Here is a 23,269-nt window from a genome sequence, read left to right as displayed (position 1 = left end):
CTTACGGTCTCCTTGACTCCACATCGTTTTCACTTATTAATACACTATACGTATAAACAGTGTCTTTCTTGCCTTCACCGAGAATTGCTGCCCTGGTAATGATTCACTTGACAGAAATTATCATTAAATGTTACCTTTAGTAGCGGTCAATGCCACCGTAGCTCAGTCGGTAGAGCAGCTGATTTGTAATCAGCCGGTCGGGGGTTCGAATCCTCTCGGTGGCTTCCTTAATACCGGGCTTACGGCAAGCTGTATTAAAACTCCTTCTAACGTCATCATACAAAGAGATATTTTCCCCATTCCTCTGGCAGCGGTCAAAATGGTGATATTATTGAAAAGTACAATGCTAAGAATAAGACTGTCAGACTTGTTAAATCACCTTCTGGTACAATGGGGCCAACACTGTTTACTTAATAGATTCGCTGATAGAGCTATCCTCGTCTGCGTAGAAAAAGTATTTCATCTGCTGTAAGATTTTTTTCGCCAGATTTGCCTTTTCCTCTGGAGGTTTTGTCTCATTTTCAACTTGGCTTAGTCTTGCAAGCATTTCGCTTCTTTTTGCCATTACCTTGCTTATCTTTTCCATCAATTCTGGGGTCTGCGCAAAGAGATTACTGAGAATATCCTTGGAAATCTCAAAACACTCAATTTCTGTTACCGCCCTGGCAGTGGCGCTGCGCGGCTGCCCGGTTAAGAGCGACATCTCCCCAAAATACTGGCCTGGTTCCACCTGAGCTACAAAGATTTCCTTTTCACCCTGGTCTTTTACAAATATATGAATCAGTCCCTCAAACAGGATGTACAACGAGGAGCCCTCATCGCCCTGTTTAATAATCGTATCCTTTGCCTTAAAACTCCTCTTTATCATTTTCGATTCTATGACTGCCAGTTGAGCGTCGTTGAAAAATTCAAAAAACTCAATACGCTTCAGCAGCTTTTCTTTCACAGGTGTTTTCTCAAGCCCTGAGCTAAATGATGTGAAATTCCTCATCTCCACCGTGGGGTAGGAGAAGTCTATACCAGCAATTTGAAAATGCCGCAATACGCTCTCATGGGCAGCCTTGACCACCTTGCGGTTGTGAGTGAAATCACTTACCCAGAATCTCGCCGACCACAGCACTCCCTCGCTGTCAAATCGCAGAAGAGTTATCTTTGGAGCTGGTTTCGTCATTATTTCGGGTGTTCCTCTGACTGCGGCCAGAAGTATACGCTTTATTCTGTCCGATGGCACGGTATGCCCTACGTGGAGCTGAACCTCAGCCCGGTAATGTCTTTCCGGTTTGCTGAAGTTGATAATTCTCATGCGCGCCATTTCACTGTTTGGAATAACTACTAGTTCATCTGCTTTTGTATGCAAATGAGTAGCACGCCAGTTAATTTCTACCACTTCTCCGGTTATATATCTTTTCTTTCTTGAAGGGGCCTCTATCTCAAGCCAATCCCCTACACTGTATGCCCTCTCAATGCTCAATGCTGCCCCGGAGAATACATCGGAAATCATTCTTGTTATGGCAAAGCCGACCACCGCGGCAACAACGCTTGACCCGGCTATCAACCCCGATATGGGCACCTTAAACACATTGGACAATATGTTTAATATAATAACAAAGAATATTGTCGCTTTAATGATGTCTTTAACGAGTTTTGGAGTGGCATAACCCTGTTTTTTGTCCTGTATTTTGACCAGATAAATATCTATAGCCCCGTAAATCAACCAGCCGCCGGAAGTCCACAGGGTGAGCTTTATTAATGTATCCAGTAGCTGCTGAAGTTTACTATTGGTTAAACCTAGTAAAAGAAAGACCGTATTTTCGTATTCACTGACTACTATTACGGCAGCTACAAGAAATATCTGCAGACCAAGCCTCTTTATCTCTTTTCTTATCACCACAGTTTGACTGTTATGCCTCTCCTATTACATCAAATTATAATTACACAATACTGTCATTGTCAAACAAAAATGTTCAATTAATTTATGCGATCACCCGTCCAGTCTGTAGCCGTTATTGGGCAACACCGTTGTGGGCTCAGTCGAATATATCGCTGATATTAATCTGAAGCCCTTCTATAACCTTAGACGTAACCGAACCTTCTATCGCTGCGAATGAATGCAGCTTATACTTATCGCCTTCAATCGTCAATATCTCAATGGTTTTTGGCTCCGGCATTACTATCCAGTACTCCGGCACCCTGTATTTCTCGTAGATAGCCATTTTCACTTCGGTATCTATTTCATAGCTGCTTGAGGAGACAATTTCGCAAACCATATCGGGGACGCCTCGTATCCAATCCTGAAAGATACCCATGTTCTCTTTCCTGATAAATAATATATCGGGCTGGAGCCTGTTAATTCCATCCTCAAAAATAACATCAAGTGGAGAAAAATATACAGAGCCCAATGGCTCAACAAATCTATCTAACAGTCTAAAAATATTCGCCGCTATTCTTTGGTGTTTTCCAAACGGACTAGGCCCCGTGATTTCCACTCCATTAATGATTTCCGTTAAGTCTAATGTTTCCATATCGATAGTTTAGCTCTAACATTACGGTTTTGTCTAATATATGATAGAATGTCAGCCTCCCCCCTGTTAATTAAGCGTCTGCCCGTGCAGTCTGTACACGAAGTGGCCCTTTACCGTAAAGGAATCCTTTCCCCATTCCTCTGGCAGCGGCCAAAACGGTGCAGCGTCTTTTACTGAGCTTACTGCCGCGTCGTCAAGCGACCTCTGACCTGATGTGCGCATCACATCTATCGCCTTGAGTGTCCCGTTTTTGTTAATCGTAAAACTTATGTTTAAATCGCCGTGTATTCCCCTTCTGGCTGCGTCTGCCGGGTACTGCCATGCGCTTTCTATTGCCTCCTTCAGGCGTCTCATGTAGGCTGCGTATCTGATGTCTGAGGTATCGAATGATATAGAATTGCCGCTGCCTTCCTTTGAGTTCGGTGAACTCCTGTCTCTGGCAATAGAGGCCATCGCGTGTTTTCCTATTATGTCTTTATCGAAAAAACTCCCAATGCCAGATAGCTTAGGCGCTTGCGGCGAGGGTTGGGACGGGGGCTGCTGGGGCGGCGCTTCGGCAGCGCTCGGCTCACTCTTGGGCAGGATAGGCCTGGCAGTAGGCTCTATACCGCCTGTCTCCTTTGGCTTTGATGGGGTATAGATTTTCGGCTGCCGCGGCGGGTGCGGCACCGGTTTTGACTGAGGGACAGGTTTAACCTGTGGGGGAGGTGGCGGCACTTTCTGTGCCGCTTGTGGCTGCGGTTGAGGCGGTCTAGGCTGTGGCTGTGAATCGGAGCGCTGTTGGGGCGGAGCTTGTGGTGGCGGTGGGGCCTTCACATCCGGGGTTACTATCTTTGCCATCAGCGGTCTCTCTCCAACAAGCGGCTCCTTGTGCCCCTTTATCAAATACAATATCAGACCAAACACCAGCGCGTGAAGCAGTATCGATATTGTTATATAACGATCAAGCATCAGCTTCTCGCACACTGCCATATTTTCTTATAAGGGCTGCAAAACCCCCTATCAGATTTATCTTTGTGTCATCCTGTGTCCACAGGCGCATCGACGCCTCCCGTATGTGCGTGTGACCGTACAGAGACACAAGCTGCTCCATTCTGCCGTCGTTTTTTAGAAAATATCTCTGAAGCGCCCTCATCACAAGGTAGCGTTTTCTGTACGCCTCCTGCCAGTGTTTTCTATAAAGGCCGGGTTTATTTTTCAATATAGCAGCCACGGCAAACTCCGCCGACCTCATCGCATAGTATATACCCTCATACGTAAAGGGCAGGACCATACCCGCTGCATCACCAACAAAATAGACGCCATTTTTATAGTACAATGACCCATCCCACACCGGTATAAAATACCCCCTGCGCTGACCATTCGGTTTAGTCCCATGAGCGCTCACCAGCCTGTCTAAATACGCGTCAACCTCCCTCGTGTGTTCTGAGCCTGTGCCTATGGATATGCCGTCTTTGTGTGGAAATATCCATGAGTAAAATCCCGGGGGCGTTACAGAGCCAAAACGAAACTCGCAGTGGCTCATATTACACGCTCCGCCCTCAGCGCTGTGAATCTCATGCGCCGTGTAAATGCGCCGCGGGAACCTCTTAAGCATCCTCTTTACTACAGTTGAGTTCACGCCGTCAGCCGCTATGACATGCCGTGCCTTAATTGTAATCTCTCCGGCGGTTGTCTTTACAGTCAGTACCGATTGTCCATCGATATGCCTTATGTCGTTAAACCGCCCCTCTATAATCCCAGTGTCTTCTGATGCCGCCAGCTTTCTCAGCGCCTCGTCAAACTCCACTCTATGAACTATGGCAAGATATGCCGTACTAAGCGATATATCGTGCGTGTTTCCATTTGGGGATACGATTCTTATCGATTCTACCCGCTTTTTGATAAGCTCAAGTGGTATGTCAAATGCCGTAAATGCCTTTGAGAGGAGTCCGCCGCCGCAGGGTTTTTCGTTCTTCAGATTTCTCTCAATCAGGACGGTTTCCCTCTTAGCGCGGCTCAAAAGCCTTGCAGCAATTGCCCCGGCCGGGCCTCCGCCTATTACGGCTATATCTACATCCAAGCCTGTCTCATCCTCTCATATATCTGCTTTAAACCCTTAAGCAGCAAATCAGGCTCTGCCACATCTACCCTTTCTAAGCAAGGTACTATCAGCGGCATATTTCCACCTGTTATGGCAATCTTTAGATTATAGCCAATTTCCATCTCTATTTCATATATTATACGCGATACTGCCCCAGCCGTGCCGTATACTATGCCGGAGATTATGGCCTCGCGCGTGTCTTTTCCCAATGCTGACAAAGGCATAGCCAGCTCCACAAGTGGAAGCGCCGCCGTATGCTCACTAAAAGCCCTCGCCATTGTCCTTAGCCCAGGGATGATTGCACCGCCTATAAACACCCCACTATGCCCTGTTACGCTTATCGTTGTGGCCGTGCCAAAATCTATCACCGCTGAAGGAGCGCCGAAGTGATGATACGCCCATGCTGCCGCCACTAGCCTGTCTGCCCCAAGGCGCTCGGGGTGGTGTAGTGAATAACTTAACCCCGTGTTCGTGCGGTGCGATACGATGTGTAGCTCTCCTGTAAGGTATGGTCTTAGAGCCGAACAAATCTGCCCCGTCAGCAACGGCACTACGGAGGATACCATGGCGGCTGTAATCTTCTCAGCAGCAGCGTTCTGTCTGATAAGTTCGCCTAATCCTTCGCCAAATAAATGACTGTCAGCTAGTGCAATTGAAAATTTTATTAGTGAACCACCGCAAAACAGTCCAAGCTTTATGTTTGTATTTCCTATGTCAATGGCAAGGAGCAATTGTAATCCCGCTGCTTGTGACAGCTTCACCGTTTTCAAGGGCTATGACCAGCGAACCGTCTTCGTTTAACGCCCTGGCTATGCCGCACTGTCCTGCAACATACACATATGAACCAATTGTCTTACTCATGCCTGTCCACTCGCTTATCACATGACCCGGGGCACAGCGGCGGCACTGGTCAAATTCCCTTAAGATTGATGCGATTAGCTGTCCTCTGCTGTATGTCATGCCGGTCTCCAGAGTCAGGCTTGTTGCCTTGTCCTTTAGTCCTGCGGGGAATCCCGGTGTGTTTACATTAATGCCGATACCGATTATCAGCCTGAGTACTCTGCCGCCCAAGATTATGGACTCGGAGAGGATGCCGCCGGTTTTCCTCGTGCCGATATATACGTCATTGGGCCACTTGGGCCAGACATCCAGGCCGGTCTCAGCCCGAAGCGCCCTTGATACTGCAAGCGAGGCAGCCGTGTTCAACAACGAAAGCGCCGCAGCGGGCACATCATCAGCGGGTCTCAGCGCTATGCTCATTGATATATTCACGCCGGGCGGGGAGTACCAGTCCCTTGTGAACCTGCCCCTGCCGTTGACCTGGGCATCGGCTATGATTACCGTCTCTGCGGGGTAATCCCCTGACTTTGCCGTGTCGTTCGTCGAGTTAATGCTGCCGTAATAAACAAAGCTGTAAGAGGCGTCAGACGCCTGAGAAAATTCCCGCAGCGGCCTTAAGTCCTCCGGCAGTGTTTCGTCATAAATACCGCATGGCAACTGGAGGGAATTCATTTAACGGGCGGCTGGCTCTTTTTCTCCGGCCATTTGCAAATATCATATATTGCACATTTCCAGCAGAGGGGTTTTTTTGCCGCGCATATCTCCCTGCCAAACAAAACCAGTCCAAAGGAGACTGTTATCCACTTTGCCTTTTCAAAGATGCCGCAAAGGGCAAATTCGATTTTCTCCGGGTCTTTAGAACTCACAAGACCAAGCCTGTTTGAAATCCTCAGCACATGTGTATCAACCGCAATGGCTGGCACATCGAATGCCGCAGCAAGGACAACGCTTGCCGTCTTACGCCCCACGCCGGGCAGCGTTACCAGTTCCTCCATAGTTGAGGGTACCTGACCATTGAAATCTTTTAGAATTGCCTGTGCCGCGCCGATTATCATCTTAGTCTTGTTCTTGTAAAACCCGGTAGATTTTATCTCCTCCTCGAATACGGCGGGGTCAGCCGCGGCATAGTCTTCCACAGTTCTATAGCGCCGATATAGGGTCTTGACGACGATGTTGACACGCTTGTCTGTACACTGTGCGGAGAGAATTGTTGCAGTGAGCAGCTCAAAGGGGCTGCCAAACTGGAGTTCTGTCTTTGGATCAGGGTATCTGCGCTCCAGATACGCTGCTACAGCATCTATCTCATCTTGATTCAACTTACAAGCGCTGGTTTTCATATCTTCAGTGCTGCGGCAATATTACCGTTTCTATTTTAGGGCCGGAGGCGGTCAGGCGTTTTATCTCATCGGCAAATCTCTGTGCATCTTTCAATGTGCCGACAATATCGCCATAGTGCATTGGGATGGCGAACTGTGGGGCAATGTCAAAAGCCGCCCGTACTGCCTCATCAGCAGTCATAACATATACGCCGCTCACCGGCAGAAAAGCCGCATAGATTGCCTTCAGCGTTTTCATCTCAGCAATATGGTCTGTGTCGCCAGCGATGTAGTATCTCCTGCCGCCAAGCGTAAAGACATATCCAACCCAGCCGTGTGACTTTGGATGAAAATCTTTATTGGTATTGTACGCCGGGACAGCCTCAACTTCTATACCGGCTGCGGTAAATTTATCACCAGGTGCAGCGATTTTTATATTGCCCTTCAATTTTGCAGCACAGTCTTTGGGGGCAGCAATTACGGTCTTATCCCCACTAACTCTTACAATGTCATCCACTGAGCAGTGGTCGAAGTGGCTGTGGGTAATCAGGATAAGGTCAGCCGCGTCCGGCTTTTCAATCTTATACGGGTCTGTGTAGACAACAAGCCCATCTGTTATCTTAAAGGAATCATGACCAAACCATGTGATATTCTCAAGCATATGATTGCCTCCTTATTCACAGGGTATTATATCATATGGCGTTGAGAATGTCTTTAAGCAGTGTGGTATATTTCTGGACTACTACATCAAGGCTGTATTGAGATGTGATTTTACTGTATGCCCTTTGTGCCAGCCCGTTTCTCAGAGAATTGTCTGACAGGAGCATCTCCATTGCCTCAGCCAATTTAGCGGAGTTTTTTATGGGAACAAGTACAGCCGTGTCCCCTGCAAGCTCTGCATTTACCGGAATATCTGTTGTTATAATGGCAACTTTTGACGCCATTGCCTCCATAATAGCGTTACTCATGCCTTCGTAAAGCGTGGGGAGGACAAAGAGGTCGCTTATTTTCAATATCTCGCGGACATCGTCTCTGCTGCCGAGGAAATGGATGTTGGCCTGAGATGTAAAGGGCTTGATTTGCTCAACCAACTGCTTCTTTTTCTGCCCGCCGCCGACAATCAGCAGATTTATGCCAGGAAAGCGTTTTGAAAATAGCTCTTCAAAGGCGTCAAGCAGGTATTCGTGTCCCTTGCCCTCTCTCAGATTGCCAACGCATACGATAGTTTTATTGTTAGGGTTGAGGCCTAGTTCTTTCTTTTTCGCGGCCTTATCCAAATCAAATGTCGTTGTATCAATGGCGTTGCCGATTACTGCTATCTTTTCACCTGATATTTTAAGGGCAGCCGTTAATTCTTCTTTGGCCGTCTCTGTCTGAACTATATATTTAGTTACCAGCGGCTTAGTAAGCCTGTCAAATGTACGCAGGAATTCCCAGTTTAAGAGGGAACCGCGCTGATAGCATACAATCCTTTTTATGCCAAATGCCCTCCCGCATATCCTTCCAAAGAGGTCTGCGTGAATTAAGTATGTTACAAGTATATCGGGTTTGAACTCAGCGGCAAGTCTTCTGAATCTTAATATTGGCTGTAAATTAAACGGGCTCTTAAGGTCAAGATAAACGACGGGAATCCCTGTCTGCTCAAGTTCCGGCCCAAGCCGCCCCCTGTCTTTGATTACACAGACACGGTTTTCAAATGCACCCTCCATGCGCGGGACTATGCGCAGGAGCATCTTTTCTGCCCCGCCTACTTCCATGCCGGTTATCAGGTGAAGGACCTTAGAGCGTTTTGCTGTCATCAGAAGATTTGTCAATCAAAAAACTCGCGAAACCACAGCTCAAGCATCAGGAGTGCCCAGAGGTGATAGCCCCAGTTTATTCTTGGCTCATCAAGAAGTGCCTTCACCGCGTCTTTTTTGAACATACCGCGCCCAACTGCCTTGTCAGACAGCAGTACCGCCCTGGCATAGTTCTTTAGCCGTGTCCTGAACCACACATCAAGCGGGACAGCAAAGCCCATCTTTGGCCTATACATAACAGCCTTTGGAAGCAGTGTCAGGAGCGCCTTTTTCAGTATATATTTCTTATTGTTCAGCCCCTTGAGTTTAAGGCTGTATGGAATTTTTGCAGTAAGCTCAAGGAATTCGTGGTCTAAAAACGGGCTTCTCCCCTCAAGGGATACGGCCATAGCGGCAATATCCATCTTGACCATCAGGTCATCGGGCAGATAAGTCATAAAATCAGTGTAGAGCGCGGCGTCAAGCAAATTTCGAGTACCGGCCTCTCTGAATCTATTCTCAATAAGTGCATATGAATCCTTACCAGCCATACGCGCGGCGAATTTATCGCTGTAGAGTGTGTGTTTCATTGCATTTGTAAAGTAGCAGATATAGTTTACATATCTGCGGGCGGCGTCATCGGGCAAGGTTGTGATGAAGCGCTCGAGGCGGTTAACAAGTGTGGTCTTAATCCTGCCAGAGAGAAATCTGCTGATTTGCCTAAGCAGTTTATTGGGCAGGAGAGCGCCGTAGTTAACGGCAAATTTGTGAACTGCATATCTGTCATAACCGGCGAAGTTCTCATCGCCGCCGTCGCCGTTGAGGGCAACTGTGACGTGTTCCCGGGTAAGTTTGCTGACATAGTAAGAGGGTAGGGCGCTGGAGTCGGCATAAGGCTCCTCGTACATATGCGCTAGATGCGGCAGGATTTCCTCGGCGTTTAGTGGTGTAACGATGAGTTCAGTATGGTCTGTTTTGAATTTATTTGCAATTATTTTAGCATACCTGAGTTCGCTGAATTTATCTTCCTCAAACCCTACAGAAAAAGTCCTGATTGGTTTGCTGCTTACGCGGCTCATCAGGGCGGTAATGGCGCTGGAGTCAACCCCGCCCGAAAGCAGTGCCCCGAGGGGGACGTCGGAGCGCATTCTAATGCCGACAGACTCAGTGAGTTTTTCCATAATCGCAGCGCCCCACTGCCGCCGCGTCTGTTCCAGTTTTTGTGAATAGTCCAGCGACCAGTAGCGTTTTTTTGTTATCTTCATCGTGTCGATTTCGATGAGCAGATAATGCGCCGGTTCAAGTTTTTGGATTCCCATAAAACCGGTCAAAGGAGACGGCACGTATTGATAAGTCAGATAGTGGTGAATGGCCTCGTAGTCGGGTTCTCTGTGGTATTCGTCCTGAGTAAGAATGGCCTTCAGCTCTGAAGCAAAGATAAATACATTGTTATTCAGGAAATATTTAAAGGGTTTTTTGCCAACCCTGTCGCGGGCACAAAATAGTGTACGCCGCTTTTCGTCATAAATTGCGAAGGAGAACATGCCGCGCAGGTGTTCAAGGCAGCCAACTCCGAATTTATCATAGAGGGCGGGGATGACCTCAGTGTCCGTGTCTGAGTGAAAGCTGTATCCATCTTTTTCAAGGTTGGCGCGCTGCTGTCTGTAGTTATATATCTCGCCGTTATAGACAATCCAGTATCTTCTGTTCCCCTGACCGGGGCAGTACATGGGCTGTCTGCCAAGCGGCGACAGATCGATAACAGACAACCGCCTGTGCCCGAGGCCAACCTTGCCGTCACGGGATATGAATACGCCGTGACCGTCAGGGCCGCGATGGGCCATTGCATCATTCATAGCGCCAATATCGCCTTCAGATATGGCTGTACCTTTAAATATAATTTTTCCAGCTATCGCACACACTCAATCTATTATCGCACATATAATCTATAAATTTCCCGCTGCAAAAAAACTACCCTGCGTATTATGTGCTCTGCCGATGACAAATATATAGGCACACTGATTAAAATTCTGGGATTAAAATTCTGGACAGCGTCAGTAATTTAGTTTTACTATTATATGGAAAGAGGTATTTTTAATGAGAGGAGGGTCTTAAAAGATGAAAATAACCTACGATCCAAGATATAATATTGCCTATTTCCGGTTGCATAAGAAGGTTGCCGAGGTGGAAACAATAAAAATAAGTGATGAAATTAACATTGATATGGCACCTGATGGCACAATTTATGGTATAGAATTATTAAACGCTAACGAACAAATTACAAAAGAGGACAAAGGAAATCTCCTTGTGGTTAACGAGGCAACAGGAGAGGAGACGGAAATCCTGTTAGCAGGCGCTTAGAAGTCAGATGCAATGAACACCCCGTGAAACCACTACAAAAAAACTCCACCGCGTATTATGCTTTAATGGTATAATAGGCTGCCGATGGCACAGAATGACGCGTACTGAGGAAGTGGGGGCACTATGACACACTCTGCTATTACCGAAAGATTCATAAAGATTAAAAAGGCAGATAACGGGAAAAAGGCCTTTATTCCATATATCATGGCCGGGGAGCCGTCCCTGTCTTCAACTGCGGTCATTGTACAGGAACTTGAGGAGATGGGGGCAGATATTGTCGAACTTGGCGTGCCGTTTTCTGACCCCGTTGCCGACGGCCCTACCATACAACATGCCGCGATGAGCGCTCTAAGCAGAGGGGTAACGCTTCGTAAGGTCATCGATATGGTCAAGTCTATAAGGCAGAAGTCCACAATCCCCATCGTCTTAATGACATATTTTAATCCTGTGCTGAAGTTTGGACTTAATAATTTCATCGGTGCTGCCCTAAGCAGCGGTGTTGACGGCATAATCATCCCTGATTTACCGCCTGATGAGGAGACTGATTTTATTGCATCGTGCCACAAGGCAGGCCCTGATACGATTTTCCTGCTTGCCCCCACATCGACAGACAAAAGAATAGACCTGGTCTGCCATCAATCGCGTGGATTTATCTATTATGTGTCATTAACCGGCATAACCGGCTCTGCAATCTCTATAGATGATTCACTCAAGGCGCAGATAGAAAAGATTCGCTCTAATTCAAATAAACCTGTTGCTGTCGGCTTTGGCGTAAAGACAAGTGATGAGGCGGCAAGAGTAGCGGCAATTGCCGATGGGGTAATAGTTGGAAGCGCTATTGTCAAGGCTATTGAAGAAGGACGTGAATCCTTTCGGGCTCTTGTGAAATCTCTAAGGGCGGCAATCTAAAACTCAATGGCATGGTTTAAAAAGACAGCTGTCACAAGCAGTGACCCGTCAAAAAAAGTAAAAATCCCCGAAGGTCTCTGGGTCAAGTGCGCTGACTGCAAGGAAATCGTATACAGAAAAGAGTTCGAGAAAAACCTTAAGGTCTGCCCGAAGTGCAACTACCACAGTCGAATCGGCGTAAAGGAACGTATAGCCCTCACTACTGATGCGGGGAGTTTCGTCGAAATCGCTGTTGAACTTCAGTCCTGTGACCCGCTTGACTTTACTGACACGATAGCATATAAGGAACGTATACTATCGAACCAGTCAAAGGCCGGACTGAAAGACGCCGTTACAGCCGGTACGGCTGCGATTAATAAAAATCCGGCGGTTGTTGCTGTGATGGATTTTTCGTTCATGGGCGGCTCGATGGGCAGTGCCGTCGGGGAGAAGATGGTACGGGCTGCTGAGGCGGCCATTGAACATCGTCTTCCTCTTATAGTGTTCACGTCTTCGGGCGGGGCACGAATGCAGGAGGGAATTTTTTCTCTGATGCAGATGGCAAAGGTCTCTGCTGCGGTGGGACGCCTGAAAAAATACCCGCTGCCATATATTACAGTCCTGACAGACCCCACGTTTGGCGGTGTCAGCGCCAGCTTTGCCATGCTTGGCGATATAATCATTGCAGAGCCAAAGAGCCTGATAGGATTTGCCGGTGCAAGGGTAATCCAGCAGACTATCAACCAGCAGCTCCCTGATGACTTTCAACAGGCCGAGTTCCTGCTCAAAAAAGGACTGATTGACAAGGTTGTCCACAGGAAGGATTTAAAGACCTCCATTGCAAGGCTCATCAGGATGCTGAGGGGCGCCCCAAAAAATGCCTGACCACAGATACGAAAGGGCTGTCTCCTATCTATACAGCCTCCAAAAACACGGGATAAAATTAGGTCTCACCAACATAACCCACATATCGAATCTGCTTGGCGCGCCGCAGTCTGCTTATAAGTCAATCCATGTTGCCGGTACTAACGGCAAAGGCTCGACATGCGCTATGCTTCAGGGGATTCTCATGGAGAGGGGTTATAAAACAGGGCTTTTTACATCGCCTCACATGGTTAGATTTACAGAGCGTATTAAGGTAGACGGCGTTGAGATACTGCCTGAGACAGTTGTTGAGCTGACAGAAGAGATTAATCATGCAATAAGGGGCGCTGACACCCTCAACCCTACGTTTTTTGAATTCGTAACTGCGATAGCCTTTTTGTATTTCAAGAGGCAGGATGTCGATTGGGTTGTCTTTGAAACTGGCATGGGCGGGCGTTTTGACGCTACAAATATAATCAAGCCGGAGGCATCGGTTATAACAAATATCGATATGGACCATATGGAATTTCTGGGTAATACGATAGAGGAAATAGCCGGGGAAAAGGCCGGGATAATCAAACAAGATACACCAGTTGTGACCACATCACAGGCGCCTCGTGCGCTTGGCGTACTCAGACAAAAGGCAGCGGAGCAAAATGCCCGGCTGGAGCAATTCGGCGTAGACTTTGACGCACATCTCATAAGGCATGACATCACAGGTATTGAGTTTAACTATTGTGGCAGCGGCGGACTTAGTACACTGAAAATCCCGTTTACCGGCGTCCATCAGGTGGAAAACGCGGCATGTGCTGCCCGTACTGCTGAAATATTATTTAACGGCACGCAAGGCCTTGAATCTGCCCTGAGGGGCATTAAGTGGCCGGGCAGGTGTGAGTTGATTAAATATGCCGGAGTAGATATGCTGCTTGACGGCGCACACAATCCAGCCGCAGCGGAGGCGCTCTCACAGACGCTTCAAGGTATATACGTTCAGTCGTTCCCTGCGATTATCCTGATTATTGGTGCAATGGCAGACAAGGACACCGCTGGGATGCTGCGAGCGCTCATGCCCGCTGCCGACACAGTGATTCTCAGTACACCGTCCTATGAAAGGGCAGCAAGGCCGGAGAGACTGCTTGAACTGGCAAGGGCACACTCAACACTGAGGCATACGCTCTACTCTGCACCATCGATAAGCGAGGCCATTAAGCTGGCCGGGCAAATTTACAAAAAGGGCAGCCTGGTCGTAATCACCGGTTCGTTTTACACCGTCGGCGAGGCGAAAGAGGCAATGGGTGAACCGGCACTGTTAAAAACGCTCGCGGAGTTTAAATGACCGCCTATTTAGTTGTAGGCATAGGCGGATTTCTCGGCGCTATAAGCAGATATGCCATTCATGTGTGGATACTGGGGAGATGGGGCAGGGTGTTTCCGCTTGGCACGTTTGTGATAAACGTAAGCGGCAGTTTTTTGATAGGGTTTGTGATGTCCATACTTGCCGCAAGGAACATCATCGATTCGCAGTGGAGATTGTTCGTTGTGGTGGGGTTTCTTGGTGGATATACGACATTTTCTGCGTTTGAATTTGAGATTAACTCCATGCTAAAACAAGGAGAGCCGTATACTGCGATGCTCTATATCGTGTTGAGCGTCATTGTGGGATTTATCGCCCTGAGAATTGGCGATGCCGCCGGTAAGTATATTTAATGGGGTTTTCTGCTGCCGTCTACGCAAATATATTTAGCGGCTTTTTTGGCACAAAATTCGTGGATATTAAAGTGGGGACAACATCGGGCGGCACATACTATGTCCAATGGTTTACAAACGGCACCAGGCATTCTGGCCTGGATGGATGAACTGGAAATAACAAAAGCGCATTTTGCCGATCATTTTTCGACTCTTCTTATTTCCAACGCTATTTTATCACCGGAAACTGCAATACCACTGTCGTTCCCTCACCAACAGCGCTTGTTATGTTGATTTTCCCGTTGTGGCGCTTTATAATACCCTCAGTTATTGACAGCCCAATGCCGGTACCGGCACCAACATCTTTTGTCGTGAAAAAAGGATCAAATACCCTTTTTAACACATCAGGGGACATTCCTACGCCGTTGTCAGATATGTGGACAGTTATTGTTTTTGTTTCATCGTCATAGGATGTCTTTATATTAATAATACCAGTATGTGTAATAGCGTCAACGGCGTTTGTCAGTATGTGAAGCAGTGCCTGATTTATCTCTTTAGTGATACAGTCAATCAGTGGCAACTGATTCAGTTCCTTAATGAATTGTATAGACTTAGAATCCTTAGTGGATAGAATTTCAAGCACTTCTTCTATGCTCTTATTAATGTCAACCGTCCCTGACTGATCCATATCCAGGCAGGTTATACTCCTCATGGAGTTAACTATCTTTGAAATTCTTGTAATTCCCCGCTGAATCATATCAAACTTTTTATTTATTGATGCATTCATAGAATTGATATTTAACCCGTCTATATATTTCGCGTATTCATCCACTGTGGTTTGACTAAACGGATGATTCTCCCAATATACTGCCGCTTCAGTTAATTTAGCGAACTGCTTTTCAATAAACACTACACCGCTTTTCAGAAAACTTAACGGATTGTTAATTTCATGAGATATACCGGCTGCCAGCGTCCCCATCCCTGCAATTCTATCCATTTCTATGAGCTGCAGATCAACTTTTCGTAACATCTTTGTCTTCTCTTCCACTTGTTTCTCAAGTTCCTTACTGAAAAGAAGTAACTTGTCCTTTTCCTGTATAAGTTGTTTTACAACCTGTATGTTCGCGTGTTTCATTCTTTGATTGATACCCCACATCAGGTTCTTGCCTATAAGCGGATACTTATAATAAAAATCCCAGAACGTTTTCTTTCTGATGCTTCCTAATATACAATCTGTTCGTGTCCTCATAGTGGCTGCGCGTGGTGAGTTTTCGATAATAGCCATATCTCCAAAGAAGCAGTTCGATTCCACTGTGGCTATTTTTAATTCTACCCCATCGTTTGCTATTACTATGACATCAACTTCCCCTTCAAGGACAAGAATTATGGTGTCGCCTATGGAGCCAGCCTCGAAAATCGTCTCACCCGGCTTACGATATGAGATGTCTATCAATTCAACTGCTTCGCTGATGGCATTATCGTCAAAGCACTCTTCAGGTGATAAACTTTGAAAAAGCATGTTAGCCCTAACTAACCCATTTATCTCTGGTTTTGACAAACCGTTTTCTCCTTATTTAATTGCTGTCTGTTGCTTTTATAATGTCAGATGCCACTTTTTCTGAAACCACTACAGCACACTCCATCACGCAAATGCCTATTCTATAAGCAATGTCTTTTATGACAATTATAGTGTATACCACTCCACAATTGTCAAGACAAAAATATAGTGGTAAGCAGTTGGGTATACACAGCTCAGTTGAACCAGACCTCCAAATAATAAATCTTTGCATTGGCTTGACAGGCCGCAGATTTATCTTGACAAGATTTTTTTAGTTGTGGTAGAGTTCACCCACTCGGTGTCTCCGGGTGAACATGTGTGGGCTTGTACAAGAGGAGTTTCAAGAGGAGTTTATAGTATGGTTGAGTTTAACGGCTGGTTTTTTGTCCTTGTTGCCAACTTTTTGATTTTGCTTCTGGTATTAAACGCTGTACTGTTTAAGCCAGTGCTTGGGTTGATTAAGGAGCGGCATAATATCAGATACGGTTCGTTAGATGAGGTCAGAGCGCTTGAGAAGAAAAAAGAACAGGCCATCGAACAGCTTAAAACTGAGATGGCGGCAGCTCATGCAAACGCAAAAGAGATATTTACGAGAATCAGAGAGAAAGGCATCATCAGACAACATGAACTCATCGCCATAAGCCAGGACAAGGCCGTAAGCAGCTTTTACAACGCCACAAAAGAGTTGACCAAAGAGGTAGAACAGGTAACCGCTGACATTATGAGAGACTTAGATAAATATGCCGATGAGGTTGTAGGGAAACTTACGCATGGATATGTCAAAAACAACTAAAACCATTATATTTATGTCGATGGCGGCTGTCCTTGCGTCGGTGGTCGTTCAAGTGGCTGTTCCTGAACTGTTGTATGCCTCATCATCAGAGGGTGCAGACCAGGGGTCGCATTTAAAAGAGTGGTTTTGGCTGATCGTTAATTTCCTTATCTTAGTCGGGGTGTTGGGGTTTTTCCTGAAAAAGCCGCTTGCCATGTATTATAAGCAAAGGACAGAGCTTCTTGAAAAGGCATTGTACGAGGCGCGTGAGGCCAGGGTGCTTGCCGAGAAGGCGCTTGCTGAAATAGAACAGCAGTTGAAACTAAAAGACGAAGAGATAAAAAGGATAATCGAGGCGGCAACCGCAGCAGGAGAGGCTGAGTGCGATCGTCATATCGCAGAAGGCAAGGCAACAAGTGAGGCCATTGAGCGGCTTGCATGGGAAAATATAGAATATGAGATGAAAAAAGCAAAGGATATGATAAGAAAAAAGGCTGCGGCAGCCATTGCCGACATATCGGCAGATAAGATGAGAAAAGCCCTGAACGATGAGATTTCTGCCAAGCTGATAAACGATTCAATCTCAAAAATAGGCACAGCAAATTGAAAATCAACGGCAAATCAATAGTAAGATACGCTAAATCGATATACGCCTCGGTCACTATCGACAAGCTGGAGGCTGTTATCAATGAATTAACGGCTGTCAACCGTCTCGTGTGTGAGAAAAAACATATAACAGGCATCTTCATAAACCCGTTCTTTAACACCGAGGACAGGGTGAAGGCCCTTGAGACTATCGCTGGTAAGCTCGCACTTGCTGATACGACAAAGAGATTCTTATCCATGTTGATTAAATCACGGGCAATAAAAGCACTCCCACAGATTATAACAATATTGGCGGCCTTGTACCGAGATGGGATGAAAACGGCTAATGCCGTCGTTGCAACCCCCATAGCGTTAAATGGCGAGCAGGTGCAGAATCTTAAAAAGGCGTTGAGCCATCGTCTGAACAAGGAAGTCACCATAGAAAACGTAATAGACCCCACCCTAATCGGCGGACTAATAGCCACAGTGGGTAATTTGGTCATAGATACCAGCATAAAGGGCCAATTGAGGCTTTTAACAGAGTCGCTCACAAAGGAGTGAATAAATGGAAATTAAGTCCGAAGAGATATGTGATTTAATCAAAAAGGGTATCAGCGGTTTCGACGAGAAGATAGATGTGCGCGAAATCGGCACAGTGCTTAGCGTAGGCGATGGAATTGCCAAGATATATGGCCTCGATGACGTTATGTCAGGTGAACTGTTGGAGTTCCCTAACAACCTTGTCGGTATGGCCCTGAACCTCGAAGAAGATGCAGTCGGGGCAGTCTTATTCGGACAGTCTGAGCTGATAAATGAAAAGGACATTGTAAAACGTACCGGCAGGATTATGGATGTCCCCGTAGGTGAAGCGCTGCTTGGCAGGGTGGTAAACGCAATCGGCGTACCGATTGACGGCAAAGGCCCGATTGACACGCCGCACAGAAGGAAGGTTGATATAATTGCACCCGGCATCGTTGACAGGCAGCCGGTCACTGAACCGCTTCAGACTGGGCTAAAGGCCGTTGACAGCATGGTTCCTATCGGCAGGGGACAGAGAGAGTTAATCATCGGCGACCGCCAGACGGGAAAGACCGCTATAGGCGTCGATGCCATAATAAATCAAAAGGGCGGCGATGTGTTTTGTATATATGTTGCCGTAGGACAAAAACTATCAAACGTGGTGCGCGTCGTAAAGACCCTCGAAGAACACGGTGCAATGGCACATACCATCGTGGTATGTACATCGGCCAGCGAACCAGCCCCGCTGCAGTACCTTGCCCCATACACAGGCTGCGCGATGGGTGAATATTTCAGAGACTCCGGCAGACATGCCCTCATTATATATGATGATTTAAGCAAACAGGCAGTTGCCTACAGACAGCTTTCTCTGCTCTTGAGGCGTCCGCCCGGGCGTGAGGCATACCCGGGTGACGTGTTCTTTCTTCACTCGAGGCTGCTTGAGAGGGCATCTAAGATGTCGAAAGAAAAGGGAGGCGGTTCGTTGACTGCCCTTCCCATTATTGAAACGCAGGCAGGTGATGTCTCTGCCTACATCCCCACAAACGTTATATCGATAACCGACGGTCAGATTTATCTTGAGCCGGATTTATTTTATGCCGGTATCAGGCCGGCCATAAACGTTGGCCTTTCGGTCAGCCGCGTAGGCAGCGCCGCCCAGACCAAGGCGATGAAGCAAGTTGCCGGAACACTCCGCTTGAGCCTTGCCCAGTTTAGAGAGCTTGCCGCCTTTGCGCAGTTTGGCACTGACCTGGATAAGTCCACGCTGGCCATGATCTCACGTGGTAAGCGCATGGTCGAGCTGCTTAAACAATCCCAGTACGTGCCTATGTCTATTGCCGAGCAGATACTTGTACTGTACACGGGCAGCGAGGGGTTTCTTGATGATTTACCGGTTGAAAAGGTTGTAGAGTTTGAGAAGGGCTTATTAGCGTTTGCAAAGGCTAAAAAGACTGAACTCCTAAAGGAAATTACAGACAAAAAGGCACTTGACGACGACTTAAAGCAGAGGTTGAGCGCTGCTGTCAGCGAATACAAGGCCGAGTTCATGAAAGCGGTATAAATGCCAAATCTAAGAGATATAAGAACCCGTATAACGTCGGTTACAAACACCGGCAAGATAACCAAGGCCATGCAGATGGTCTCGGCGGCCAAGCTGAGAAGGGCACAGAACTCTATGCTTGCCGCCCGCCCGTACTCCAATAAGCTATTCGACATGCTGTCGTACATATCTTCAGCAGTGGATAGGGAGTCCTACCCGCTTCTGAATCTGAGGGAGAGAAAGGTTGTAGAGTTAATAGTGTTGACCTCAGACAAGGGCCTCTGCGGTGCGTTTAATACAAATATACTGAAAGAGACAGCCAGGCTGATGAATGAGCTGAAGGGCGAGGGCATTAAACTGTCCATTGTGGCCGTAGGGAAAAAGGCAAGGGACTATTTCCACCGCTTCGGGGTTCCAGTCAGAAAGACATATATTGACTTCTATAAAAATGTTAAATACGAAGATGCCCAGGAAATTGCCGCTGAGATAATCGAAAGCTATACGAATGAATCAATAGATGAGCTTATCATAGTATATAATGAGTTTAAGACTGTGTTGCAGCAAACCCCAAAGAGGGCGAGGCTGCTGCCTGTTGAGCCGCAGTCAACCGGCGGCACAGGTGGCACAGGTGACGGCGTTTTAGACAGGTTCATATTTGAACCTTCCGAGGCCGAAATACTAAACGCCTTGCTGCCTAAGTACGTTGAGAATCAGATATTCAGGGCAATATTAGAGTCCCGCGTCTCTGAGGAGGCCGCCAGGATGATAGCTATGGAAAACGCGAATAAAAATACAAAAGAACTCATTGGCAAACTTACGCTCCAATACAATAAGGCCAGGCAGGCGTCCATTACAACAGAGTTGATGGACATCGTAGGCGGGGCAGAGGCCCTAAGCCAATGACAAAGCCGATGCCTATGAATAATATACTGACAGAGGAGGTCTGATAGATGAACACTGGTAAAGTTGCGCAGGTAATAGGGGCAGTTGTCGATGTTGCCTTTGAAGGAGATCTCCCTGCGATATTAAATGCCCTGAAAATTGAAACCCCGGGTGACCCGGCCAACAACATACCGCCAATAAAGCTGACACTTGAGACGGCGTCGCACATTGGAGACGGCATGGTAAGGACAATCGCCATGACATCTACAGATGGTCTCGTCAGGGGGATGCCAGTTGTCGATACCGGCAAGCCCATATCCATCCCCGTAGGGAATGAAACCCTGGGCAGGATAGTAAACGTACTCGGTGACCCAAGCGATAACAAAGGCCCTATTAACGCAGCCGAACACTGGTCAATCCACAGGGAGGCCCCGGCATTTATCGAGCAGGAGCCTACTACTCAGGTCTTTGAAACCGGCGTTAAGGTGTTTGACCTGATGATCCCGTTCGTAAGGGGCGGGAAGATTGGTATGTTTGGCGGTGCCGGAGTTGGCAAGACGGTTGTCATCATGGAGATGATTAATAATATAGCAATGGTACACGGCGGCGTTTCAGTGTTTGCCGGCGTAGGCGAGAGGACAAGAGAGGGGAATGACCTCTACGGTGAGATGTGCGACTCAGGGGTTATAAATAAGGCCGCATTAATCTATGGTCAGATGAACGAACCCCCCGGCGCTAGGCTCCGTGTAGCGCTGACTGCCCTGACCACATCGGAGTATTTCAGAGAGCAGGGGCAGGATGTGCTCCTGTTTATTGACAATATATTCAGGTTTACGCTTGCAGGCTCTGAGGTCTCAGCGCTGCTTGGCAGAATGCCCTCAGCCGTTGGCTATCAGCCAAACCTTGCTACTGACATGGGTGAGCTGCAAGAGCGAATCACTACGACAAAGAAGGGCTCGATTACTTCTATGCAGGCCATATATGTCCCTGCCGATGACCTTACAGACCCGGCAGTTGCCACGGCCTTTACGCATCTGGACGCCACTGTAGTTCTATCGAGGAAGATTTCTGAGCTTGGCATATATCCTGCGGTTGACCCGCTTGACTCCACATCAAGAATCTTAAACCCGCTGATAATCGGTGACGAGCACTACAATACATCAAGAAAAGTACAGATGATACTTCAGAGATACAAGGAACTCCAGGACATCATAGCCATATTGGGTATGGAGGAACTCTCCGAAGATGACAAGATAACTGTTGCGCGTGCGCGTAAGGTTCAACGCTTTTTGAGCCAGCCGTTTCATGTTGCTGAGAAATTCACTGGTATGCAGGGCAAGTACGTCAAACTTGCTGATACGATAAGGGGTTTTAACGCCATAGCAGACGGCAAACATGACGACATGCCGGAGCAGTCGTTCTACATGGTAGGCACAATCGAAGAGGCCGAGGAAAAGGCCAGGTCGCTTGGATGGCAGAGATAGTTATATGGCTGAGAAACTAACGCTTGAGATAATTACCCCTGAAGGGTTTTCCTTTACAGAGACCGTCGATGAACTCACAGCCCCCGGTACGCTGGGGGAGTTTGGGGTGCTGCCCGGGCACACCGGTTTTATGACATCTTTGGAGACTGGTGTGATAACATATAAAATCGGCAGCACATCAAAGCACATTACAGTGAAATCTGCCTATGCACAGGTCGCCAATGACCACATATTGGTACTTGCCGACAGCGCTGAGATAAAAGGGTAGGGGATTCAGAGCAAGCCGGAACTATTGTCGCCCGCCGGTACGATGGGGAAACTTCGGGCAGCGCTGCACTACGGGGCAGATGCCGTATATCTGGGGCTCACCGGCTTTAGTCTCCGCGCAAAGGCCGGTAATTTCACCCTTGATACACTCAGAGACGCAATCACTTTAGTTCACGAGGCCAATAAAAGGGCCTATGTAACCATCAATATATTCCCACACAACACCGACATCGCACCGATTGAAGGACATATCACAGCGCTCAATGATTTGCACCCCGATGCAGTCATAGTCTCAGACATCGGTGTATTTGATATGATAAAGACATTTGCACCTGAAATTCCCATACACGTCAGCACACAGGCGAACATAACGAACTACCGGTCTGCCCGCATGTGGGAGCGGCTTGGTGCGAAGAGGCTTGTCCTGTCGCGTGAACTTACAATTGATGAGATAAGAAGAATCAGGGATGCTGTCTCGATAGAGCTTGAGTGCTTTGTCCATGGCTCCATATGTTTGTCATATTCTGGCAGGTGTTATCTCAGCAGTTTTCTGGCAAATCGAGGGGCGAACAAGGGGCTGTGTACGAACTCGTGCAGGTGGAGCTATCAGCTAGTTGAGGAGAAGCGTCCTGGTGAGTCTATGCCGGTCTATGAAGACAACAGGGGGGCGTATATACTAAGCCCGCGCGACCTCTGCATGGTAGAGCATCTTGATAAACTGGCAGGGGCAGGCGTTGACAGCTTTAAAATCGAAGGCAGGACAAAAGGCATAAACTATGTCTCAGGCGTAACGAAGATATACAGGGATGCCATAGATGCACTTGCCGCAGCGCCGTTAAATAGTGCATGGCTTAAAGAGCTTGAGATGTTTTCAAACCGTGGGTTTACGACAGGCATGTACTTTGGCAGGCACCCAGACTCCGATTACAGTTATGACGAGACCCATGCTCCAGCCACATATGCAATCGCAGGGGTAGTCAAGGGTGTCACAGGCAGCACGGCAACTGTGCTTCTAAAGGGCAACTTAGCCGTCGGCGACGAGGTTGCATTTCTATCAACGGCAGCGCACAATGGCTCATATATAATAAACGAACTCAGGGACGCCGAAGGACAGATAAGCGGCATTGCCCACAACGAAGACATAGTATTTATGGAAGTCCCCGAAGGTGTGAAGAAAAACGATATTATACGACGGCGTGTTTGACCGCGGGTTATGAGCGTTGAAGTTTTTTATACCATTGTCGATGATGTTATAGTAACCGTAACAGTCTATGGGCAAGTGGGAGGTGTGAATGCGTATAACCTATGTAAAGATTAGGTTTTC

General features: G+C 47.4%; 25 protein-coding genes and 1 tRNA gene. 15 read left to right on the top strand and 11 right to left on the bottom strand.

The annotated features are described in order from the left end of the window. Positions 1–151: 151 nt before the first annotated feature. Positions 152–224 (top strand) — tRNA-Thr (locus ASN18_RS14895). A 182-nt stretch (positions 225–406) separates the two neighbouring features. Here the strand turns inward: ASN18_RS14895 and ASN18_RS14890 are convergent. From ASN18_RS14890 to asnB, 10 genes are all read right to left on the bottom strand, one after another. Then, positions 407–1,891: a mechanosensitive ion channel family protein gene (locus ASN18_RS14890; RefSeq protein WP_085053577.1), complete on the bottom strand. Its 1,485-nt coding sequence runs from the start codon at positions 1,889–1,891 to the stop codon at positions 407–409. Between the two features lie 136 nt (positions 1,892–2,027). Beyond that, on the bottom strand, positions 2,028–2,522 hold the full coding sequence (locus ASN18_RS14885) for a Uma2 family endonuclease (RefSeq protein ID WP_085053576.1): 495 nt from the start codon (positions 2,520–2,522) through the stop codon (positions 2,028–2,030). 66 nt (positions 2,523–2,588) lie between these two features. Further along, entirely contained in the window at positions 2,589–3,494 is a 906-nt protein-coding gene (locus tag ASN18_RS14880) for an energy transducer TonB (RefSeq protein WP_085053575.1), read from the bottom strand. Next, positions 3,466–4,584 (bottom strand): NAD(P)/FAD-dependent oxidoreductase, encoded by a 1,119-nt coding sequence (locus tag ASN18_RS14875; RefSeq protein ID WP_085053574.1) that lies wholly within the window; start codon positions 4,582–4,584, stop codon positions 3,466–3,468. The genes ASN18_RS14880 and ASN18_RS14875 overlap by 29 nt, the downstream gene beginning before the upstream one ends. Then, positions 4,575–5,366 (bottom strand): type III pantothenate kinase, encoded by a 792-nt coding sequence (locus ASN18_RS14870; protein ID WP_236861793.1) that lies wholly within the window; start codon positions 5,364–5,366, stop codon positions 4,575–4,577. Before ASN18_RS14870 ends, ASN18_RS14875 begins: the two co-directional genes overlap by 10 nt. Further along, positions 5,320–6,117, bottom strand: a complete 798-nt coding sequence (locus tag ASN18_RS14865) for a biotin--[acetyl-CoA-carboxylase] ligase (protein WP_085053572.1) — start codon at positions 6,115–6,117, stop codon at positions 5,320–5,322. The genes ASN18_RS14870 and ASN18_RS14865 overlap by 47 nt, the downstream gene beginning before the upstream one ends. After that, positions 6,114–6,782: an endonuclease III gene (gene nth / locus ASN18_RS14860; RefSeq protein ID WP_085053571.1), complete on the bottom strand. Its 669-nt coding sequence runs from the start codon at positions 6,780–6,782 to the stop codon at positions 6,114–6,116. The genes ASN18_RS14865 and nth overlap by 4 nt, the downstream gene beginning before the upstream one ends. Before the next feature lie 4 nt (positions 6,783–6,786). Continuing rightward, a complete protein-coding gene (locus ASN18_RS14855; RefSeq protein ID WP_085053570.1) occupies positions 6,787–7,422 on the bottom strand; it encodes an MBL fold metallo-hydrolase in 636 nt (211 codons plus the stop codon). 31 nt (positions 7,423–7,453) lie between these two features. Continuing rightward, entirely contained in the window at positions 7,454–8,575 is a 1,122-nt protein-coding gene (locus tag ASN18_RS14850; protein WP_085053569.1) for a glycosyltransferase, read from the bottom strand. Then, a complete protein-coding gene (gene asnB, locus ASN18_RS14845) occupies positions 8,572–10,461 on the bottom strand; it encodes an asparagine synthase (glutamine-hydrolyzing) (protein ID WP_085053568.1) in 1,890 nt (629 codons plus the stop codon). The genes ASN18_RS14850 and asnB overlap by 4 nt, the downstream gene beginning before the upstream one ends. A gap of 196 nt (positions 10,462–10,657) precedes the next feature. Here asnB and ASN18_RS14840 point away from each other — a divergent pair, with 196 nt between their 5' ends. The 6 genes from ASN18_RS14840 to ASN18_RS17300 all read left to right on the top strand — a co-directional run bounded on the left by ASN18_RS14840 (position 10,658) and on the right by ASN18_RS17300 (position 14,508). Continuing rightward, the gene (locus ASN18_RS14840) at positions 10,658–10,900 is read left to right on the top strand and encodes a DUF2283 domain-containing protein (RefSeq protein WP_085053567.1); all 243 of its coding nucleotides are present in this window, start codon (positions 10,658–10,660) and stop codon (positions 10,898–10,900) included. 123 nt (positions 10,901–11,023) lie between these two features. Continuing rightward, on the top strand, positions 11,024–11,809 hold the full coding sequence (trpA, locus tag ASN18_RS14835) for a tryptophan synthase subunit alpha (protein WP_085053566.1): 786 nt from the start codon (positions 11,024–11,026) through the stop codon (positions 11,807–11,809). A 6-nt stretch (positions 11,810–11,815) separates the two neighbouring features. Next, positions 11,816–12,673, top strand: a complete 858-nt coding sequence (accD, locus tag ASN18_RS14830) for an acetyl-CoA carboxylase, carboxyltransferase subunit beta (protein WP_085053565.1) — start codon at positions 11,816–11,818, stop codon at positions 12,671–12,673. Beyond that, positions 12,666–13,988 carry a bifunctional folylpolyglutamate synthase/dihydrofolate synthase gene (locus ASN18_RS14825; protein ID WP_085053564.1) on the top strand — a complete coding sequence of 441 codons (1,323 nt, stop codon included), beginning with the start codon at positions 12,666–12,668 and terminating at the stop codon, positions 13,986–13,988. Before accD ends, ASN18_RS14825 begins: the two co-directional genes overlap by 8 nt. After that, positions 13,985–14,359: a fluoride efflux transporter CrcB gene (crcB, locus tag ASN18_RS14820; RefSeq protein WP_085053563.1), complete on the top strand. Its 375-nt coding sequence runs from the start codon at positions 13,985–13,987 to the stop codon at positions 14,357–14,359. Before ASN18_RS14825 ends, crcB begins: the two co-directional genes overlap by 4 nt. Continuing rightward, positions 14,359–14,508 (top strand): hypothetical protein, encoded by a 150-nt coding sequence (locus ASN18_RS17300; protein WP_157073025.1) that lies wholly within the window; start codon positions 14,359–14,361, stop codon positions 14,506–14,508. Before crcB ends, ASN18_RS17300 begins: the two co-directional genes overlap by 1 nt. Positions 14,509–14,567: 59 nt before the next feature. Here ASN18_RS17300 and ASN18_RS14815 read toward each other — a convergent pair whose 3' ends face one another. Then, positions 14,568–15,896 carry an ATP-binding protein gene (locus ASN18_RS14815; protein WP_085053562.1) on the bottom strand — a complete coding sequence of 443 codons (1,329 nt, stop codon included), beginning with the start codon at positions 15,894–15,896 and terminating at the stop codon, positions 14,568–14,570. 358 nt (positions 15,897–16,254) lie between these two features. On the opposite strand from ASN18_RS14815, the gene ASN18_RS14810 reads away from it, so the two are divergent. From ASN18_RS14810 to ASN18_RS14775, 8 genes are read left to right on the top strand one after another with little or no spacing between them, the layout of a single operon-like run. Further along, complete coding sequence (locus tag ASN18_RS14810) at positions 16,255–16,689, top strand: F0F1 ATP synthase subunit B (protein WP_085053561.1); 435 nt, start codon at positions 16,255–16,257, stop codon at positions 16,687–16,689. Beyond that, the gene (locus ASN18_RS14805) at positions 16,667–17,275 is read left to right on the top strand and encodes a F0F1 ATP synthase subunit B (protein WP_085053560.1); all 609 of its coding nucleotides are present in this window, start codon (positions 16,667–16,669) and stop codon (positions 17,273–17,275) included. Before ASN18_RS14810 ends, ASN18_RS14805 begins: the two co-directional genes overlap by 23 nt. After that, positions 17,272–17,814, top strand: a complete 543-nt coding sequence (gene atpH, locus ASN18_RS14800) for an ATP synthase F1 subunit delta (RefSeq protein ID WP_085053559.1) — start codon at positions 17,272–17,274, stop codon at positions 17,812–17,814. The genes ASN18_RS14805 and atpH overlap by 4 nt, the downstream gene beginning before the upstream one ends. Positions 17,815–17,818: 4 nt before the next feature. Then, the gene (atpA, locus tag ASN18_RS14795; RefSeq protein WP_085053558.1) at positions 17,819–19,333 is read left to right on the top strand and encodes a F0F1 ATP synthase subunit alpha; all 1,515 of its coding nucleotides are present in this window, start codon (positions 17,819–17,821) and stop codon (positions 19,331–19,333) included. Continuing rightward, positions 19,334–20,215, top strand: a complete 882-nt coding sequence (gene atpG, locus ASN18_RS14790) for an ATP synthase F1 subunit gamma (RefSeq protein WP_085053557.1) — start codon at positions 19,334–19,336, stop codon at positions 20,213–20,215. A gap of 47 nt (positions 20,216–20,262) precedes the next feature. Continuing rightward, complete coding sequence (atpD, locus tag ASN18_RS14785) at positions 20,263–21,678, top strand: F0F1 ATP synthase subunit beta (RefSeq protein ID WP_085053556.1); 1,416 nt, start codon at positions 20,263–20,265, stop codon at positions 21,676–21,678. A gap of 4 nt (positions 21,679–21,682) precedes the next feature. Further along, the gene (gene atpC / locus ASN18_RS14780; RefSeq protein ID WP_085053555.1) at positions 21,683–21,946 is read left to right on the top strand and encodes an ATP synthase F1 subunit epsilon; all 264 of its coding nucleotides are present in this window, start codon (positions 21,683–21,685) and stop codon (positions 21,944–21,946) included. Between the two features lie 24 nt (positions 21,947–21,970). Further along, positions 21,971–23,149 carry a peptidase U32 family protein gene (locus ASN18_RS14775; RefSeq protein ID WP_157073024.1) on the top strand — a complete coding sequence of 393 codons (1,179 nt, stop codon included), beginning with the start codon at positions 21,971–21,973 and terminating at the stop codon, positions 23,147–23,149. Positions 23,150–23,269: the final 120 nt, after the last annotated feature.

The sequence above is a fragment of the Candidatus Magnetominusculus xianensis genome, assembly GCA_001541255.1.
Classification (GTDB): Bacteria; Nitrospirota; Thermodesulfovibrionia; order Thermodesulfovibrionales; family Magnetobacteriaceae; genus Magnetominusculus; species Magnetominusculus xianensis.
Note: the sequence above shows the minus strand (reverse complement) of the source record. Positions and strands in the feature narration are given on the sequence as shown.